Genomic DNA, 16,412 nt, shown 5'->3' on the forward strand with positions numbered 1-16,412 from the left:
CGATCTCCTGTTGTTATTGGTACGGGGGCCTGCGCCCACCGGATGCCTTTGTTCGCGACGAACTCTACTGCAGCCTCGGAGCCGACTAAATTCTTGATTGGCCAAGCCTGCCTTCGCCATTGCCGAAGGCAGAACCGCCGGCCAAGTGATCGACCATCTGCCGGGCGATCAGCGACAGGTTGTCGTAGTGGCGCACGCAGATGTTCAGCTCGCGCACCGCCCAGGCGTCCTCGATCGCCACCGCCCGTACCGCCATGCTCGGCAGATAGGTGCGCACCGCCTGCTCGGGCAGCACGCCGATGCCCAGGCCGGTATGGATCATCCGGCAGATGGCCTCGAAACTGCGCACCTGGATGCGCACCCGCAGATGCACACCGGCCTGCTGCGCGGCCTCGCTGAGCAGGCTGTGCAGCGAGGCCTCCTTTTGCAGGCCGATAAAGTCGTAACCGACGGTTTCCGACAGCGTCACCCGCTCGCGGGCCGCCAGCGGATGCCCGCTGGGTACCACCAGCACCAGGCGGTCGTGACGGTAGGGAAACACCTGCACGCCAGCGGCCGGCACATGGCCGGCGAAGATGCCGATATCGGTCAGCCCTTCGCGCACCGCGTGGATAATCTCGCTGCTGACCCGCTCTTCCAGGTCGATGCGAATCTGCGGGTGCTCGGCGCTGAAGGCCGCCAAGTCCTCGGGCAGAAAGGCGATCACCGCCGAGGTATTGGCGTGGATGCGCACGTGGCCGTTGATCCCCTCGCTGAACTCGCTGAGGTCGGCCTGCATGTGCTGGATGTTGTCCAGCAGGTTGCGCGCATGGTGCAGCAGCGCATCACCGGCCGGCGTCAGCGCCACCCCCTTGGGCTGGCGATACAGCAAGGGCGTGCGCAGGTGCGCCTCGAGGTCGCTGATGCGCTTGCTCACCGCCGCCAGCGCCAGGTGCTCGCGCTCGGCGGCGCGGGTCAGGCTGCGCTCGTCGGCGATGGCGACGAACAATTTGAGGGTGGTGAAATCCACGCGCATGGCAGGCTCCGCTTCGTGGCTGGCGAAAGATCGATGCCCATGGTGAGGGCACTGGACCGCAGTCGGCACCATAAGCCTTCGTGTAGCACGAAGCCAGACTTGGCGATTGACTGATTGCGGTGGGCCGCGCCCTGGGCGATGCTCGGCGCCATCAGACCCCAAGTCATCGGGAAGCCGCACATGCCTGCCAACACAACCGTTGCACCCATGGCCCTGGCCGGCCTCAAGGTCATCGAAATGGGCCAGCTGATCGCCGGGCCGTTCGCCAGCAAGCTGCTCGGCGAATTCGGCGCCGAGGTGATCAAGATCGAGCCGCCGGGCGTCGGCGACCCGCTGCGCAAGTGGCGCAAGATCAAGGACGGCACCTCGCTCTGGTGGCACGTGCAGTCGCGCAACAAGCGCTCACTGACCCTCGACCTGAAGCAGGCCGAAGCCCAGGACATCGTCCGCCAGCTGGTGGCCGAGGCCGACGTCCTGGTGGAGAATTTCCGCCCCGGTACGCTGGAAGGCTGGGGCCTGGGCTACGAGGCGCTGAAGGCGATCAACCCGCGACTGATCATGCTGCGCATCTCCGGCTACGGGCAGACCGGCCCCTACCGCGACCTGCCCGGTTTCGGGGTGATCGGCGAAGCCATGGGTGGCCTGCGCCACCTCTCCGGCTATGCCGGCCAGGCGCCGGTGCGGGTCGGGGTGAGCATCGGTGATTCGCTGTCCTCGCTGTACGGGGTGATTGGCGTGCTGCTGGCCCTGCAGGAGCGGGGGCGCAGCGGCGAAGGCCAGGAGATCGACGTGGCGCTGTACGAGTCGGTGTTCGCCATGATGGAAAGCCTGGTGCCCGAATACGACGCCTTCGGCTACGTCCGCGAACCGGCTGGCAGCGCCCTGCCCGGCATCACGCCGTCCAACTCCTACCCCTGCAACGACGGCCGCTACGTGCTGATCGCCGGCAACGGCGACAGCATCTACAAACGCCTGATGACCCTGATCGGCCGTGACGACCTGGGCAACGACCCACGCCTGGCGCACAACGACGGGCGCAGCCGGCACGCCGAGCTGATCGATACCGCCATCGGCGAATGGACCGCTCAGCGCGGCCGCGACGAGGTGATCGAAGCGCTCAAGGGCGCCCGGGTGCCGGCGGGCTATCCCTACACCGCCGCCGATATCGTCAGCGACCCCCATTACCTGGCGCGGCAGATGATCGAGACGGTGCAGACGCCCGTCGGCCCGCTCAAGGTGCCAGGCGTACTACCCAAACTCAGCCGCACGCCAGGGCGCATCGGTGCAGGCGGCCCGCAGCTCGGCGAGCACAGCGAAGACATCCTCGCCGGGCTCGGCCTGAGCGCCGAACAGGTCGCCGGCCTGCGTGAGCGCGGGATTATCTAGTACTAGCCAGACGCGTAGGGTGGACAACGCGAAGCTTGTCCACCGCCTCTTGCGCCTGCCACAGACCGTAGGCACTGCTCCCAGGTGTCGCCGCGCTCGACCCGGTCTACACCCGACACAATCAGGACCTCCCCATGACCAAACGCCTTTATATCCAGGACGTCGCCACCCGCGACGGCTTCCAGATCGAAGCCAGCTTCGTGCCCACCGACGCCAAGATCGCCTTGATCGACAGGCTGTCGCAAACCGGCCTGGCAAAGATCGAGGTCACCTCCTTCACCTCGCCCAAGGCGATTCCCAATCTGCGCGATGCCGAAGACGTGATGCGCGGCATCAAGCGCGTCGACGGCGTGGAATACACCGTGCTGGTGCCCAACGTGCGCGGCTGCGAGCGGGCGTTGTCCTGCGAAGTGGACGAGATCAACCTGGTGATGTCGGCCAGCGACACCCACGGCCTGGCCAACCTGCGCATGACGCCGGAGCAGTCGCTTGCGCAGTTTCGCGAGATCATCGAGGTCAGCCGTGGTAGCGGCGTGTTTATCAACGCCTCGCTGTCGACCACCTTTGGCTGCCCGTTCGAAGGCGAGGTGGCGGAAACCCGCGTGCATGAGTTGACCGAGCGCTTGCTGGAGATCGGCGTGCAGGGCGTGACCCTGTGCGACACCACCGGCATGGCCGACCCGGCCCAGGTCGAACGCATCTGCCGCGCGTCGCTGCAGCGCTGGCCCGAAGCGGTGTTCACCGCGCACTTTCACAACACCCGCGGCATGGGCCTGGCCAATGCCCTGGCGGCGCTGAACGCCGGCATCGAGCGCTTCGATGCCTCCCTCGGCGGCCTCGGCGGCTGCCCCTATGCGCCAGGCGCCAGCGGCAATATCTGCACCGAGGACCTAGTGCACATGTTCCAGCGCATGGGCCTGCAGACGGGGGTGAATCTGGATCTGCTGCTGGCCGCGGCAGCCACCCTGCCCGAGCTGATCGGCCACGAGGTGCCGGGCGCGATCCTCAAGGCCGGCACTTCAGAACGCCGTTATCCCAAACCGAAATGGATGAGCGAGGCGCAAGCCTGATCGCTCGACCCTAGCCTGCGGTTGAGCGATGCGATACCCAGGACGCTGTTCCCGGGTATCGCTTGGCTCAATACCGGGCTACCTCAATGCCCGCCGCCCGACTCCGCAGCGCCCTTGGCCGAGAACGGCGGCTTGGCCAGGTAGATGATCAGGATCAGGCCGAAGAACAGCCAGCCCATCAGGGTGAAATAGTCCACCGTGGAGAGCATGTAGGCCTGGCTTTCCACCACCTGGTCGATCTGCAGGTAGGCCGATTGCGACGCACCGCCAAGCTGCTCCAGGTACTGATGGGTGGCCGGGTCGTAGGGCGTGACGTGCTCGGTGAGCTGGGCGTGGTGGTAGATCTCCCGGCGGTGCCAGATCCAGGTGGTCAGCGACGAGGCGAAGCTGCCGCCCAGCACGCGCAGGAAGGTGGCCAGGCCCGAGCCGTCGGCGATGTCCTTGGGCGGCAGGCTGGAGAGCAGGATGCTGGTGGTCGGCATGAAGAACAGCGCGATACCCAGGCCCATGAATACCTGCACCTCGGCGATATGCCGGTAGTCCACCTCGGTGTTGAACGAGGCGCGCATGAAGCACGAGGCGCCGATCACCAGGAACGAGCCGCCGGCCAGCAGGCGCAAATCGAACTTGTGGGCGTACTTGCCCACCAGTGGCGACAGGAACAGCGGCAGGATGCCGATCGGCGCAGCCGCCAACCCTGCCCAGATCGGCGTATAGCCCAGCTGGGTCTGCAGCCACTGGGGCAGCAGCAGATTGATGCCGAAGAAGCCCGAGTAGCCGAGCACCAGCGCCAGGGTGCCGAAGGTGAAGTTGCGGTACATGAACAGGCGCAGGTTGATGATCGGATGCTGGTCGGTCAGCTCCCAGATCACCAGGGCCACCAGTGCGATCACCGAGATGGCGGTACCGATCTGGATAAAGGTCGACTCGAACCAGTCCAGGTCGTTGCCCTTGTCGAGCACTACCTGCAGCACGCCGACGCCCAGCACCAGCAGCATCAGCCCCACGTAGTCGATGGGCTGGTGCTCGGTGGTTTCCGGGCGGTTGCGCATCTGCGTCCACACCACCAGGGTGGCGAGGATGCCGATGGGCACGTTGATGAAGAAGATCCACGGCCAGCTGTAGCTGTCGGTGATCCAGCCGCCGGCAATCGGCCCGATGATCGGCGCCACCACCGTGACCATGGCCAGCAGCGCCAGGGCCATGCCCCGCTTGGCGCTGGGAAAGATCGCCAGCAGCAGCGTCTGCGCCATGGGGTACAGCGGCCCGGCGACCAGCCCCTGCAGGGCGCGGAACACCACCAGCTCGGGCATCGAACGGGCGATGCCACACAGGAACGAGGTGATCACGAACAGCACCACCGCGGCGAGGAACAGCTTCACCTCGCCGAAACGCCGCGCCAGCCAGCCGGTCAGCGGCAAGGCGATGGCGTTGCACACGGCGAACGAGGTGATCACCCAGGTGCCCTGCTCCGAGCTGACGCCCAGGTTGCCGGAAATGGTCGGCAGGGCGACGTTGGCGATGGTGGTGTCGAGCACCTGCATGAAGGTCGCCAGGGAGATGCCGATGGTGGCCAGCAGCATGCTGGCCGGGCGGAAATTGGCGTCGCTCATGTCAGCCCTGCTTCGCCTGGGCAGCGCTGGCGTTCTGCGGGCCATTGGCGTGGATGATCCGCTCGATCAGCGCGTCGGCCTCGCCCAGCGGTGCGTCGTAAACGGCGGTGCTGAAGCGCGCGTCCTTGGGCATCTGGGTGGTGAGCTGGGCGCCACTCTGGTCATGCAGGTCGACGGTCACCGTGGTGGACAGGCCGATGCGCAGCGGGTGTTTGTCCAGCGCCTCGTCGTCCAGGCGGATACGCACCGGCAGGCGCTGCACGATCTTGATCCAGTTGCCGCTGGCGTTCTGCGCCGGCAGCAGCGAGAAGGCACTGCCGGTGCCCACGCCGAGGCTTTCCACGTGGCCCTGGTAGGTCACGTCATCGCCGTACAGATCGGCCTCCACGGTCACCGGCTGGCCGATGCGCATCTCGCGCAGCTGGGTTTCCTTGAAGTTGGCGTCGATCCACACCTCGTGCAGCGGCACCACCGCCATCAGCGCCGCGCCGGGCTGGATGCGGCTGCCGACCTGCACCGAGCGACGCGCCACGTAACCGCTGACCGGCGCCACCAGGGTGCTGCGGGCATTGTTGAGAAAGGCCTGGCGCAGCTGCGCGGCGGCGCTCTTCACGTCCGGGTGGGAGGCGATCACGGTGTCGTCGACCAGCGCCTGGTTGGTGTCCAGTTGCTGCTGGGCGGATGTCAGGGCGCTCTGCGCGCTGTTCAGGGTGTCCTGGGCGTGGGCCAGCTCCTCGCGGGAGATCGCGCCTTTGCCGGCCAGGGTCACGCGGCGCTGGTAGTCGGCCTTGGCCCGCTGCACGTCGATCTTGCGCGAGGCCACCTGGGCCTTGTAGCTGTCGACGTTGCTGTACAGCCCACGCACCTGGCGCACCGTACGCGCCAGGTTGGCCTCGGCGCTCTGCTGGGCCACCTGGGTATCGGCCGGGTCGAGCCACACCAGCGGCTGGCCGGCTTCGACGTAGTCGCCGTCGTCCACGGCGATGCGGGTGACGGTGCCGGTGATCTGCGGGGTGATCTGCACCAAGTTGCCGCCCACGTAGGCATCGTCGGTCTCTTCATAGAAGCGCCCGTAGAGTTCGTGGTAGGCGAAGACGGCCGCGCTGCACAGCACGACGATGACGCCGAGGCCAATCAGCAGGCGTTTGCGCTTGCCCGAATTCGGGTTGGCGGAGGTGGCTTGAGAGTCGGTCATGACGAGTACTCAGCGTGCGGAAGTGGATGATTGGGCGGGCGCTTCGAAGCCGCCACCGAGGGCCTGCATCAGCAGCACCGAGGCATCGATACGCTCGGCGCGCAGATCGGCCAGTTGCCGTTCGCTCTGCAGCAACTGCTGCTCGACGCTCAGGGCATCGAGGTAGTTGCCGATGCCATCGGCGTAGCGCTGCATGGCGATGTCGTAGGAACTGCGGGCGATGTCGCGGGCCCGCTGCTGCTGCGCGATCTGCTGCTCGAGAGAACGGATGCGGCTGATGCCGTCAGCGATATCACCAAGGGCGCCGACCAGGGTCTGGTTGTACTGGGCCACGGCCACGTCGTAGTCGGCGTTGCGCCCGGCCAGGGCGGCACGCCGCGCACCGCCGTCGAAGATCGGCAGGCTCAGCGCCGGGCCGACGTTGAAGAAGCGGCTGGCACCGCCGAACACGGCATCACCGAGCAGCGACTTGCTGCCGGCGGCCACGCTCAGGTTGAGGTTGGGATAGAAATCCGCCTTGCTGGCAGCGATGTCGCGGGTGGCGGCTTCGACGCGCCAGCGGGCGGCAACCAGGTCGGGGCGGCGACCAAGCAGTTCGGCCGGTACGTCGGCCGGCAGGCTCACCGCCGCCGGGGCGATCAGTTGTGGGCGGGGCAATGTGGCGCCACGGTCCGGGCCCTGGCCGAGCATCACCGCCAGGCGAATGCGCGCGCTGTCCACCTGCTGGGTGGCGGCGGTCAGGCTGGCTTCGGCGGCGGCTTCCAGGCTCTGGGTCTGTTGCAACTGGTATTCGCTGTCCAGGCCGGCATCGACCCGGCTGCGGGCCAGGTCGAGCATGTCGCGGCTGCGCTTGAGGTCCTGCTCGGCCAGATCCCGGGTGGCGTAGGCGAGGCCAAGGTCGTTGTAGGCGCGGGTGACCTCGGCGGCCAGGGTAAGGCGCGCGCCCTGGCGGTCCACCTCACTGGCGCGGGAACGGCCCAGCGCCGCTTCCCAGGCCGCCCGCTCGCCACCCCACAGGTCGAAACGGTAGCCACCGTCGAGCGACAGGCTGCGCAGGGTGCCGTAACGGCCGCCCTGCCCGCTGGGGTCATCGACCCGCGCCGAACGGGAACGGGTGATAGCGGCATTGGCATCCAGGGTCGGCTGGCGCTGCGCATCGGCGGCCAGCACCGCGGCATTGGCCTGGCGGGCACGGGCATCGGCGACCTGCAGATCCGGGTTGCTGCGCAGCGCTTCTTCGATCAGCGCATCGAGCTGCGGATCGTCCAGGCGGTTCCACCAGTCGCTGGCCGGCCAGGCGGCCGGCGACAGGTTGCCGGTGAAGGTCTGGCCTTGCAGGCTGGCGGCGTCGAGGGTGTGGCCTCTGGTATGCAGGCCGTCCTGGGAGGCGCAGGCAGCCAGCAACAGGGCGCTGAAAATCAGCGACAAGGGGGTACGCAACGGCATGGTGTTCATCATTCTCCTGGCAGCTCTGGCAAGGCGTCGGCGGCCATCAGCATTTTTTTCAGCAGGCGTTGGAATTCCTCGAGTTCGGCGCGGCTCAGGCAGCCGGTCAGCTCGTTGGTGGCGTCGGCGGCGATCTGCGGCACCCGCACGCCAAGGGCATTGCCCGCCTCGGTGAGGGTGAGGCGCACCTGGCGGCGGTCCTCATGGCTGCGCTCGCGGGTCAGCAGGCCCTTCTGTTCCAGGCGGTCGAGCATGCGGGTCATCGCCCCGCTGTCGAGGCTGAGCAGGCGCACCAGGTCGGCGGGCGTGCTGGCGCGGCTCTGGCTGATCAGCAGCACCACCTTGAACTGCGCGGCCGTCACGCCGTGGTCCACCAGATGGCGCTCGAGCATGCGGTCCTTGAGCTGATTGATCAGCGCGATCAGGTGGCCGGGTGAGTGCTGCAGCGAGAATCGCTCGCGGTCGAAATGCGGCATGAGATTTACCTGCCCAGGCAGTGAATGCCCTGCAGATTACTGCCCAGGCAGCGATCAGCCCAATTACATTTCGTAATACTTGTTATCAATTTCGGAAATACTTTGAAATATTCAGGGGTTCTGAAATGACTGGCCAGGGCGGACCGGGTTCAGGGGATTTATGCGGGGAGATTGGAAACGGGAGCCTTTTGCGGGATGCGCTCAAGTCGAGCGAGGTGATGGCAAGGCAGTCGAATAGCCGGCCCTGACCAGCTGATCTATGCGCATAAGAAAGCCGCACCCCGGAGGATGCGGCTTTGATGTTGTGAGCCCCAGGGCGATCACTGCGCCTGGTTGGACGCCTCGGCCGCCTTGATCAGGTCGGCGCCAATATCGCTTTCGAATTTCTTCCACACCGGGCGCATGGCTTCGCGCCATTGCTCGCGCTGCTCGGGGGTCAGCTCGATGATCTCGCTGGTGCCGGCCTTGAGAATGGCCGCACGGGCCTCCTTGTTGAGGTCATCGGCCTGGCGGTTCACCTCGGCGGTGACCTCGACCATGATCTTGTCCAGTTCGCTGCGCACGTCTTCCGGCAGGCCGCTCCAGAACTTGGTGTTGGTGATCACCATGTAGTCGATCAGGCCGTGGTTGGACTCGGTGAAGAACGGCTGCACCTCATGGACCTTCTGGCTGTAGTAGTTCGACCAGGTGTTCTCGGTGCCGTTGACCACGCCGGTCTGCAGGCCCTGGTAGACCTCGGCGAAGCTCATCTTGCGCGGCGCGGCGCGCAGCACCTTGAACTGCTCGTCGAGCACCGCCGACGCCTGCACGCGGAACTTCAGGCCGCGGGCATCCTTGGGCTCGTGCATCGCCTTGTTCGACGACAGCTGCTTGAGGCCGTTGTGCCAGTAGGCCAGGCCGGTGATGCCCTTGCCTTCCATGCTGGTCAGCAGCGCCTTGCCCTGCTCGCTGGCCTGGAAGCGGTCGACCGCCTCCATGTTGTCGAACAGGAACGGCAGATCAAAGATCTGGATGGGCTTGGCGTAGTGCTCGAACTTGGCCAGCGACGGCGCCAGCAACTGCACGTCGCCGAGCAGCAGCGCTTCCATCTCCTTGCCATCGCCGAACAGCGAAGAGTTCGGGTACACCTCGACCTTGACCCGGCCCGGCAAACGCTCCTCGGCGAGCTTCTTGAACATCAACGCGCCCTGCCCCTTGGGCGTGTGTTCGGCGACCACATGGGCGAACTTGATGCTGATGGGCGCCGAGTCGGCGGCGTGCGCACCCCCGGCCACGGAGACGGCGACAGCGCAGACCAGCGCCTTGAGAGAGAGCTTGAGCATGGGTGTACCTCATCTTGTTTTTGTAAGTAGGTAGTGAACGTGCTTATTGCCTGTTTACAACGCGCCGCAGGGGCGCGGAATTCGTGATTGTGCAAAGGCGCGTTCGGCAGTGCCGAACGCGCCCGAGGGATCAGCCCATGCCGCCGGCCCGCGCGACAATGCGTCGGGCGCGCCCGACCACTGGCGCGTCGACCATCTGGCCATCGACCACGAACACCCCGTCACCGCCCTCGCCGGCCTGCAGCACCCGGCGCGCCCAGTCGAGCTCTTCGGCCGAGGGCGCCAGTGCCCCGTGCACCACGGCGACCTGGCTGGGATGGATGCACAGCAGCCCACCAAAGCCCATGTCGCGGGCATCACGGCTGGCGCGGTCAAGGCCGGTCTGGTCCTGAATCGCCGGAAACACGCTATCGAGCGGCGCAGCCAGATTGGCCAGGCGGCTGTGCAGCAGGATTGCGTAGCGGGCCTGATCGAGCAGGCGCTCGGCCGCCGCGGTGCCGCTGTTGAGACCGAGGTCGAGGCCCAGGTCCAGGCCGCCGAAGGACAACCGTTCGACGCCTGGAGCCGCGGCGATGGCCGGCAGTTCGTGCAGGCCACGGGCGCTTTCGATGATCGGCCAGACCGGCTTGCCGGCCGCGGCGACGCGGGCCACTTGCGCGGCACTTTCCACCTTGGGCAGCAACACGCCGATCACCCCGCCATGGCGCTGGCACAGCGCAATATCGGCGGCGTGGCCGACGTGTTCGGGTGAATTGATGCGTACCAGCAGGCGCGCCTCCGGGTTACCCGTCAGAAAGCGCTCGAGGTTGTCCCGCGCTTCGCCCTTGAGGCTTTCCTGCACCGCGTCCTCGAGGTCGACGATGACCACGTCGGCGCTGCTGGCGAGGGCCTTGGGGATGCGCTCGGGTCGCGAGGCGGGAACGAACAATGCGGTACGGATGATTTGTGTGGTCATGGAAGCGGATCCCTGACGTGAATGTGAATGAACAAGGAGGAATGCTGGGCGATAGCCGGCGGTTGTAAGGTAGAAGCGAACGCTCCCTGCGTAGGATGGACAACGCTCTTTTTGTCCACCATTACGATCGCAGAGCGGTGGACGGGTCGGGCCGCGTAGGTGAAGCGTCGGCTACGCGCCCCGGTCCACCCTACGAAAGGCCGCATTCACTAGATACCGACCAACGTCAAATCGCGCCGCTGACCTTCAGGCCCGCTATCGCGGCATCGCCGTAGCCCAACTCTGCCAACAACGCTTCGGTGTGCTCGCCGAGCGCGGGCACGGGGTCCATTCGCGGCGTGAAGGCGCTGTTGCTGCCCGGCGGCAGCAGCGCGGGCAAGCTGCCGGCGGGGCTGTCGACCTGGCGCCAGCGGTCGCGGGCCTTGAGTTGCGGGTGGGCCCAGACGCCGGCCATGTCGTTGACGTGGGCGTTGGCGATCTGCGCCTGTTCCAGCCGTTCGATCACCTGTTCGGCGCTCAGCGCGGCGAAGGTTTCATTGATAATCGAGCGCAGCGTCTCCCGATTGGCCGAGCGTTTGAAGTTGGCCGAGAAGCGCTCGTCCGTAGCCAATTCCGGCTGCAGCAATACCCGCTCGCAGAATGCCTGCCACTCGCGCTCGTTCTGCAGGCCGAGCATCACCGTGCCGCCGTCGCCAGCGGGGAACGGGCCGTAGGGATAGATGGTCGAGTGGGCGGCCCCGGCACGCGGCGGCGGCGTGGCACCGTCGTACGCGTAATACAGGGGATAGCCCATCCACTCGACCAGGCTCTCGAGCATGCTCACGTCGATGCGGCTGCCCAGGCCGGTCCTGCCGCGCAACAGCAGGGCGGTCAGAATGTTGCTGTAGGCGTACATGCCCGCGGCGATATCGGCGATGGAGCAACCGGCCTTGGCCAACTGATCCTCACCCGCGCCGCCGGTCACCGACAGAAAACCGCCCTCGCTCTGGATCAGCAGGTCGTAGGCCTTCTTCTTCTCGTAGCTGCCACCCTCGCCGTAGCCGGAGATGTCGCAGACGATCAGCTTCGGGAAGCGCCCATGCAGCGCCTCGAACGACAGGCCCATGCGCGCCGCCGCGCCCGGTGCCAGGTTCTGTACCAGCACGTCGGCCCTGGCCAGCAGGTTGTCGAGCACCTCGGCGGCATCGTCCTGCTTGAGATCCAGGGTCAGGCTTTCCTTGGAGCGGTTGGTCCACACGAAATGCGAGGCCAGGCCATTGACGCGCTCGTCGTAACCGCGGGCAAAGTCGCCGCTGCCGGGGCGCTCGACCTTGATCACCCGGGCGCCCATGTCGGCAAGCTGACGGGTGCAGAACGGCGCGGCGATGGCGTGTTCGAGGCTGACCACGGTGATGCCATCCAATGGCCGGGGCTGCGTGTTGTTGTTATTCATGACGGTGTTCCCGTTTCAATCGTCCAGATCCGCAGGCTGGGTTGCGTATCGTCGACCCAGCGCAGTATGTCGCTGCCGTCAGGCCAGCTCGCTCAGGTCATCGGTTTGCCGCAGGCGCCAGACCCTGGCGATCAGCTCGCCGGCTTCGTCAGTGCTGCGCTTGCCGGCAAAGGCCAGCAGGCGGCGGAACTTGTCTTCCAGCTCGCCGCGGCTGAGGCTGTTGCCCGGATCGCCCTTGGGCTCGTCGATGGCACCATGCAGCGTGCGACCGTCGGTGGTGAGCACCTCGACCCGGCCCAGCCAGCGCGCCGGATAGGCACCGTCCACCTCGGGGTCCAGACGCATGCTGACCTTATCGCGAAAGGCGGTGACGTCCGCATCGGTCAACGACAGGCTCTCGAATTCGGTGAGCTGCGCCTTGCCATGTACGGCGATCAGGCCGAGCACCGTGCCCATGGAGAACTTGGCCTGGTGCACGGTCTGCGGCACCACCACGCGGCCAAGTACATCGATGGCCCCCTGGTGCACATGGGCGACGACCTGGGTGATATCGCCATGGCGCAGGCCCTCGCGCCCCATCAGGTCGAGCAGCGCATCGGCGGCCGGATGGGTATGCCGGCACGAGGCGTGGAACTTGAACGAGGTTTCCGCCAGCGCCCAGCGGCTGCCGAGACGATCCGACAGCTTGCTCGGGTCGGCGTCGCTGGACATGCCAGCGGCCATGCCCTGCTCGCCCTCGAGAATGTTCTGCGCGCCGGTCAGGCCCTGTTCGGTGAGGTAGGCAGCCAACAGACCGTCGGCGGCGGCCTTGGCGGTGTGCAGTTGCTTTGAGTCGGTGGCGTCGCGCAGGAACTCCCAGAGTCCGGCGGCCTGGGTGCCGGCATTGCCGAGCAGGTGGACGAATTGCCGCTGGTCGAAGTGCAGCAGCTTGCCCACCGCCACGGCGGCCGCCAGGGTGCCGACCGTGGCGGTGGTGTGGAAGATGCGGTAATGGGAGCGACCGAGGAATTCACCGATGCGGATGCCCGCCTCGTAGCCGGCCACTGAGGCCAGCAACAGCTCGCGGCCGGACTTGCCCAGGTCCTGCGCTGCCGCCAGGGCCGCCGGAAAGACCACGGTGGCCGGGTGCAGCACCGAGCTGTTGTGCAGGTCGTCCTGCTCGACCAGGTGGGACGAAGCGCCGTTGACCAGCGCCGCGAAGTACGCCGAAGTCCCGCGCCCATTGACCAGGATGCGCGCCGGGCCATCGGCCGGACCCATCTTCTGCGCATAGGCTTCGAACAGCGGGATCGGCCGCGCGCCCTCACTGGCCAGGGCCGAACCGAGCCAGTCGAGAAACAGATCTTCGGTGCGATCCAATACGTGCTCGGGAATCTGCTCGTAGGAAAGTTCAGCGAGGAACGCGGCCAGTTGCTGAGTATGTGTGCTCATGGTCGAGACCTCAAAAGCTGCGCGGCAGTTCGAGCAGGTGCTCGGCCACGTAGGACATGATCAGGTTGGTGGAGATCGGCGCCACCTGATACAGGCGGGTCTCGCGGAACTTGCGCTCGACGTCGTATTCGTTGGCGAAGCCGAAGCCGCCGTGGGTCTGCAGGCAGGCGTTGGCCGCTGCCCAGGAGGCTTCCGCCGCCAGGTACTTGGCCATGTTGGCGCTGGCCCCGGCATTCTCGCCGCGGTCGTATTGCTCGCAGGCGCGCCATCGCATCAGGTCGGCGGCCTCCACTTCGATATGGGCCTTGGCGATGGGGAACTGCACGCCCTGGTTCTGGCCGATGGGTCGGCCGAACACCACGCGATCACGGGCGTAGGCGCTGGCCTTCTCGATAAACCAGCGCCCGTCGCCGATGCACTCGGCAGCGATCAGCGTGCGCTCGGCATTCAGGCCATCGAGGATGTAGCGAAAGCCCTTGCCCTCCTCGCCGATCAAACTGCTGGCAGGAATTTGCAGGTTGTCGAAGAACAGCTCGTTGGTCTCGTGGTTGACCATGTTGGCGATCGGCTGCACGGTCAGGCCGTTGCCGATGGCCTCGCGCAGATCGACCAGGAAGATCGACATGCCCTCGGATTTCTTCTTCACCTCGGCCAGCGGCGTGGTGCGTGCCAGCAGGATCATCAGGTCGGAGTGCTGGATGCGCGAGATCCATACCTTCTGCCCGTTGATCACGTACGTGTCGCCCTGGCGCACGGCGGTGGTCTTGATCTTGGTGGTGTCGGTGCCGGTGGTCGGCTCGGTCACGCCCATGGATTGCAGGCGCAACTCGCCGCTGGCCAGTTTGGGCAGGTAGTAGCTCTTCTGCTCATCACTGCCGTTACGCAGCAAGGTGAACATGTTGTACATCTGCCCGTGGATGGTGCCGGAGTTGCCACCGCAACGGTTCACTTCCTCGAGGATCACCGAGGCTTCGGCCAGGCCCAGGCCCGAGCCGCCGTACGCTTCCGGAATCATCGCCGACAGCCAACCAGCCTCGGTCATGGCCGCCACGAAGGCTTCCGGAAAGCCCTTCTCCTCATCGATCTTGCGCCAGTATTCGGCGGGGAATTCGGCGCACAGGCCGCGTACGCCCTCACGGATGAAATTCAGTTCTTCATTCTGTTCCGGGGTCATCTCGATTCCTCGATATGTTCTTGTTGTCACGTCCGCAGGCTGCCCGCAAACGCGCTATTCGAATTCCACCTCGGCCTGCTGGGCCATGCCCGCGGCAGTGCCCGCCCACAGCTGGGCCCTGCCCGGTTCACTGATGCGCCCGGCCACCTCGAACGGCTCGGGCGCCACCAGGGGGCGCAACCCTCGATAGGCGAAACGACGCAGCCGCGCCTGGGGCTGGGCACGGCAGAAGGCGCGCAGGTTGAGGGTGGCGATCAGCGGGCCATGCACCACCAGGCCGGCGTAGCCTTCGGTGTCGGTGACATAGGGCCAGTCGTAGTGGATGCGGTGGCCGTTGAAGGTCACCGCGCTGTAGCGAAACAGCAGGGTCGGGCTCGGCACCACGGCCTCGCGCCAGTCACCGGCTGGCAGCGCCTCGCCCGCGCCGCGCTTGGGCGGGCTGGGTTCGCGGTAGACGATGTCCTGCTCCTCGCGGATCGCCAGCTCGCCGTCCTGCAGGTAGTCGTGCTGCACGGTGACGAACAGCAGCGCGCCGGTGCGGCCGTGCTTCTCTTCGATGTGCTTGATGGTCGATACCCGGGTGGCCTCGCCGCCCACGCGCAAGGGCGCAATGAACTCCAGGCGACCGCCGGCCCACATGCGGTTGCGGTTGTCGGCCGGCGGCAGGAAGCCACCGCGTGCCGGATGCCCGTCGCCGCCCAGGCCGCTTTCGGCAATGGGCTCCTGGAAGAACGCCCAGTGCCAGAGTGGCGGCAGGGCTTCGCCATGGGCGGGCGTGTCTTCGCCCAGGGTCGCGGCGATGCGCTTGACCAGGTTGCGGCTCAGTTGATCGTGGGCTTGCTCGGTGCGGCCGATCCAGGCAGAAAAGGCAGAGTCGCTCATCGTGGATTCCAGCTGTCTTGTTATGTGCCGCCAGCATGCAAGCCGATGAATGTTCCGAGAATCCGCATTTATTTAATCCAGCGTTTGGATATGCTGAACGCCGCCTCCAACCCAATGCCGAGCTGCCATGCACTTCGACCTGCCGGATCTGCGCCTCTTCATCCATATCGCCGAATCCCCGAGCCTGACCCAGGGTGCCCGACGTGCCTCGCTGTCGCCGGCGGCGGCCAGTGCGCGCATCAAGGCCCTGGAAGGCCAGCTGGGTACCCGCCTGCTGTACCGCGACAGCCGTGGCGTGGAACTGACCCCGGCCGGCCAGCGCCTGCTGCAGCATGCACGGCTGATCATGCGCCAGGTGGATTACCTGAAAAGCGAATTCACCGAATACGGCAGCGACGCGGCCGGGCATATCCGCATCTTCGCCAACACCACGGCGGTAACCGAATTCCTGCCGGAGGTCCTTGCAGGCTTTCTCGCCGGCCGGCCCGGCGTGACGGTGGACCTGCAGGAGCGCCTGAGCCGCGATATCGTGCGTGGCGTACTCGATGGCGGCGCCGACCTGGGCATCATCGCCGGCCCGGTGGAAGCCGCCGGCCTGCAAGTGCTGCACTTCAGCACCGACCGCCTGGTGCTGGTGGTGCCGGACGGCCACCCGCTGGCCGGCCGCGAACGCGTCAGCCTGCGTGACACCCTGCAGTATCAGCACATCGGCCTGCACGACGGCAGTACCCTGCTGACCTTTTTGCGTGAACACGTGGAAACACTCGGTGGCACCCTGTCGCTGCGCATCCAGATGTCCGGCTTCGAAGCCATCTGCCGCATGGTCGAGGCCAACGTGGGCATCGGCATCATTCCCGAGTCCGCCGCCAGCCGGCACCGCCGCACCATGAAGCTGCGCACCATCGAACTGGAAGAGCCCTGGGCGATCCGCGAGCGCAGCATGTTGGTTCGTGACCTCGAAGCACTGCCCGGCAGCGTCCGGGCGTTGATCGCCACGCTGCTGCCGGAAGCTTGA

General features: G+C 66.3%; 14 protein-coding genes. 3 read left to right on the plus strand and 11 right to left on the minus strand.

Annotation, left to right across the window (positions count from 1 at the left end; translation table 11 throughout):
• Window positions 1-85: 85 nt before the first annotated feature.
• Window positions 86-1,015 (minus strand): LysR family transcriptional regulator, encoded by a 930-nt coding sequence (locus K8U54_RS00295; RefSeq protein ID WP_249908375.1) that lies wholly within the window; start codon window positions 1,013-1,015, stop codon window positions 86-88.
• Window positions 1,016-1,195: 180 nt separating this feature from the next.
• Between K8U54_RS00295 and K8U54_RS00300 the strand changes: the two genes are divergently transcribed.
• Window positions 1,196-2,401, plus strand: coding sequence for a CaiB/BaiF CoA transferase family protein (locus tag K8U54_RS00300; protein WP_249908376.1), 1,206 nt, complete (start codon window positions 1,196-1,198; stop codon window positions 2,399-2,401).
• A gap of 134 nt (window positions 2,402-2,535) precedes the next feature.
• A complete protein-coding gene (locus K8U54_RS00305) occupies window positions 2,536-3,471 on the plus strand; it encodes a hydroxymethylglutaryl-CoA lyase (protein WP_249908377.1) in 936 nt (311 codons plus the stop codon).
• An 83-nt stretch (window positions 3,472-3,554) separates the two neighbouring features.
• Here the strand turns inward: K8U54_RS00305 and K8U54_RS00310 are convergent, their stop codons facing one another.
• The 10 genes from K8U54_RS00310 to K8U54_RS00355 all read right to left on the minus strand — a co-directional run bounded on the left by K8U54_RS00310 (window position 3,555) and on the right by K8U54_RS00355 (window position 15,397).
• Window positions 3,555-5,084: a DHA2 family efflux MFS transporter permease subunit gene (locus K8U54_RS00310; RefSeq protein ID WP_249908378.1), complete on the minus strand. Its 1,530-nt coding sequence runs from the start codon at window positions 5,082-5,084 to the stop codon at window positions 3,555-3,557.
• Window position 5,085: 1 nt separating this feature from the next.
• Window positions 5,086-6,279 (minus strand): efflux RND transporter periplasmic adaptor subunit, encoded by a 1,194-nt coding sequence (locus K8U54_RS00315; RefSeq protein ID WP_249908379.1) that lies wholly within the window; start codon window positions 6,277-6,279, stop codon window positions 5,086-5,088.
• A gap of 9 nt (window positions 6,280-6,288) precedes the next feature.
• Window positions 6,289-7,734 (minus strand): efflux transporter outer membrane subunit, encoded by a 1,446-nt coding sequence (locus tag K8U54_RS00320; protein ID WP_249908380.1) that lies wholly within the window; start codon window positions 7,732-7,734, stop codon window positions 6,289-6,291.
• Window positions 7,734-8,201, minus strand: coding sequence for a MarR family winged helix-turn-helix transcriptional regulator (locus K8U54_RS00325; RefSeq protein ID WP_249908381.1), 468 nt, complete (start codon window positions 8,199-8,201; stop codon window positions 7,734-7,736). The genes K8U54_RS00320 and K8U54_RS00325 overlap by 1 nt, the downstream gene beginning before the upstream one ends.
• A 320-nt stretch (window positions 8,202-8,521) precedes the next feature.
• Window positions 8,522-9,523, minus strand: a complete 1,002-nt coding sequence (locus tag K8U54_RS00330; protein WP_249908382.1) for a TRAP transporter substrate-binding protein — start codon at window positions 9,521-9,523, stop codon at window positions 8,522-8,524.
• 130 nt (window positions 9,524-9,653) lie between these two features.
• Window positions 9,654-10,478: an HpcH/HpaI aldolase/citrate lyase family protein gene (locus tag K8U54_RS00335; protein WP_249908383.1), complete on the minus strand. Its 825-nt coding sequence runs from the start codon at window positions 10,476-10,478 to the stop codon at window positions 9,654-9,656.
• Window positions 10,479-10,704: 226 nt separating this feature from the next.
• A complete protein-coding gene (locus K8U54_RS00340; RefSeq protein WP_249908384.1) occupies window positions 10,705-11,910 on the minus strand; it encodes a CaiB/BaiF CoA transferase family protein in 1,206 nt (401 codons plus the stop codon).
• A gap of 78 nt (window positions 11,911-11,988) precedes the next feature.
• Window positions 11,989-13,341 (minus strand): MmgE/PrpD family protein, encoded by a 1,353-nt coding sequence (locus K8U54_RS00345; RefSeq protein ID WP_249908385.1) that lies wholly within the window; start codon window positions 13,339-13,341, stop codon window positions 11,989-11,991.
• Window positions 13,342-13,351: 10 nt separating this feature from the next.
• Window positions 13,352-14,515 carry an acyl-CoA dehydrogenase family protein gene (locus K8U54_RS00350; protein WP_249908386.1) on the minus strand — a complete coding sequence of 388 codons (1,164 nt, stop codon included), beginning with the start codon at window positions 14,513-14,515 and terminating at the stop codon, window positions 13,352-13,354.
• A gap of 54 nt (window positions 14,516-14,569) precedes the next feature.
• Window positions 14,570-15,397, minus strand: coding sequence for an FAS1-like dehydratase domain-containing protein (locus K8U54_RS00355; RefSeq protein ID WP_249908387.1), 828 nt, complete (start codon window positions 15,395-15,397; stop codon window positions 14,570-14,572).
• Between the two features lie 127 nt (window positions 15,398-15,524).
• Between K8U54_RS00355 and K8U54_RS00360 the strand changes: the two genes are divergently transcribed.
• Window positions 15,525-16,412 (plus strand): LysR substrate-binding domain-containing protein, encoded by an 888-nt coding sequence (locus K8U54_RS00360; protein ID WP_249908388.1) that lies wholly within the window; start codon window positions 15,525-15,527, stop codon window positions 16,410-16,412.

It is taken from the genome of Pseudomonas fulva, assembly GCF_023517795.1.
Lineage (GTDB): Bacteria > Pseudomonadota > Gammaproteobacteria > Pseudomonadales > Pseudomonadaceae > Aquipseudomonas > Aquipseudomonas fulva_D.

Excerpts from the sequence above, each read along its gene's own strand:
- K8U54_RS00335 (WP_249908383.1), bottom strand. The coding sequence starts at position 10,478 with ATGACCACACAAATCATCCGTACCGCATTGTTCGTTCCCGCCTCGCGA.
- K8U54_RS00340 (WP_249908384.1), bottom strand. The coding sequence starts at position 11,910 with ATGAATAACAACAACACGCAGCCCCGGCCATTGGATGGCATCACCGTG.
- K8U54_RS00360 (WP_249908388.1), top strand. The coding sequence starts at position 15,525 with ATGCACTTCGACCTGCCGGATCTGCGCCTCTTCATCCATATCGCCGAA.
- K8U54_RS00310 (WP_249908378.1), bottom strand. The coding sequence starts at position 5,084 with ATGAGCGACGCCAATTTCCGCCCGGCCAGCATGCTGCTGGCCACCATC.
- K8U54_RS00350 (WP_249908386.1), bottom strand. The coding sequence starts at position 14,515 with ATGACCCCGGAACAGAATGAAGAACTGAATTTCATCCGTGAGGGCGTA.
- K8U54_RS00315 (WP_249908379.1), bottom strand. The coding sequence starts at position 6,279 with ATGACCGACTCTCAAGCCACCTCCGCCAACCCGAATTCGGGCAAGCGC.
- K8U54_RS00320 (WP_249908380.1), bottom strand. The coding sequence starts at position 7,734 with ATGAACACCATGCCGTTGCGTACCCCCTTGTCGCTGATTTTCAGCGCC.
- K8U54_RS00355 (WP_249908387.1), bottom strand. The coding sequence starts at position 15,397 with ATGAGCGACTCTGCCTTTTCTGCCTGGATCGGCCGCACCGAGCAAGCC.
- K8U54_RS00305 (WP_249908377.1), top strand. The coding sequence starts at position 2,536 with ATGACCAAACGCCTTTATATCCAGGACGTCGCCACCCGCGACGGCTTC.
- K8U54_RS00345 (WP_249908385.1), bottom strand. The coding sequence starts at position 13,341 with ATGAGCACACATACTCAGCAACTGGCCGCGTTCCTCGCTGAACTTTCC.
- K8U54_RS00295 (WP_249908375.1), bottom strand. The coding sequence starts at position 1,015 with ATGCGCGTGGATTTCACCACCCTCAAATTGTTCGTCGCCATCGCCGAC.
- K8U54_RS00300 (WP_249908376.1), top strand. The coding sequence starts at position 1,196 with ATGCCTGCCAACACAACCGTTGCACCCATGGCCCTGGCCGGCCTCAAG.
- K8U54_RS00330 (WP_249908382.1), bottom strand. The coding sequence starts at position 9,523 with ATGCTCAAGCTCTCTCTCAAGGCGCTGGTCTGCGCTGTCGCCGTCTCC.
- K8U54_RS00325 (WP_249908381.1), bottom strand. The coding sequence starts at position 8,201 with ATGCCGCATTTCGACCGCGAGCGATTCTCGCTGCAGCACTCACCCGGC.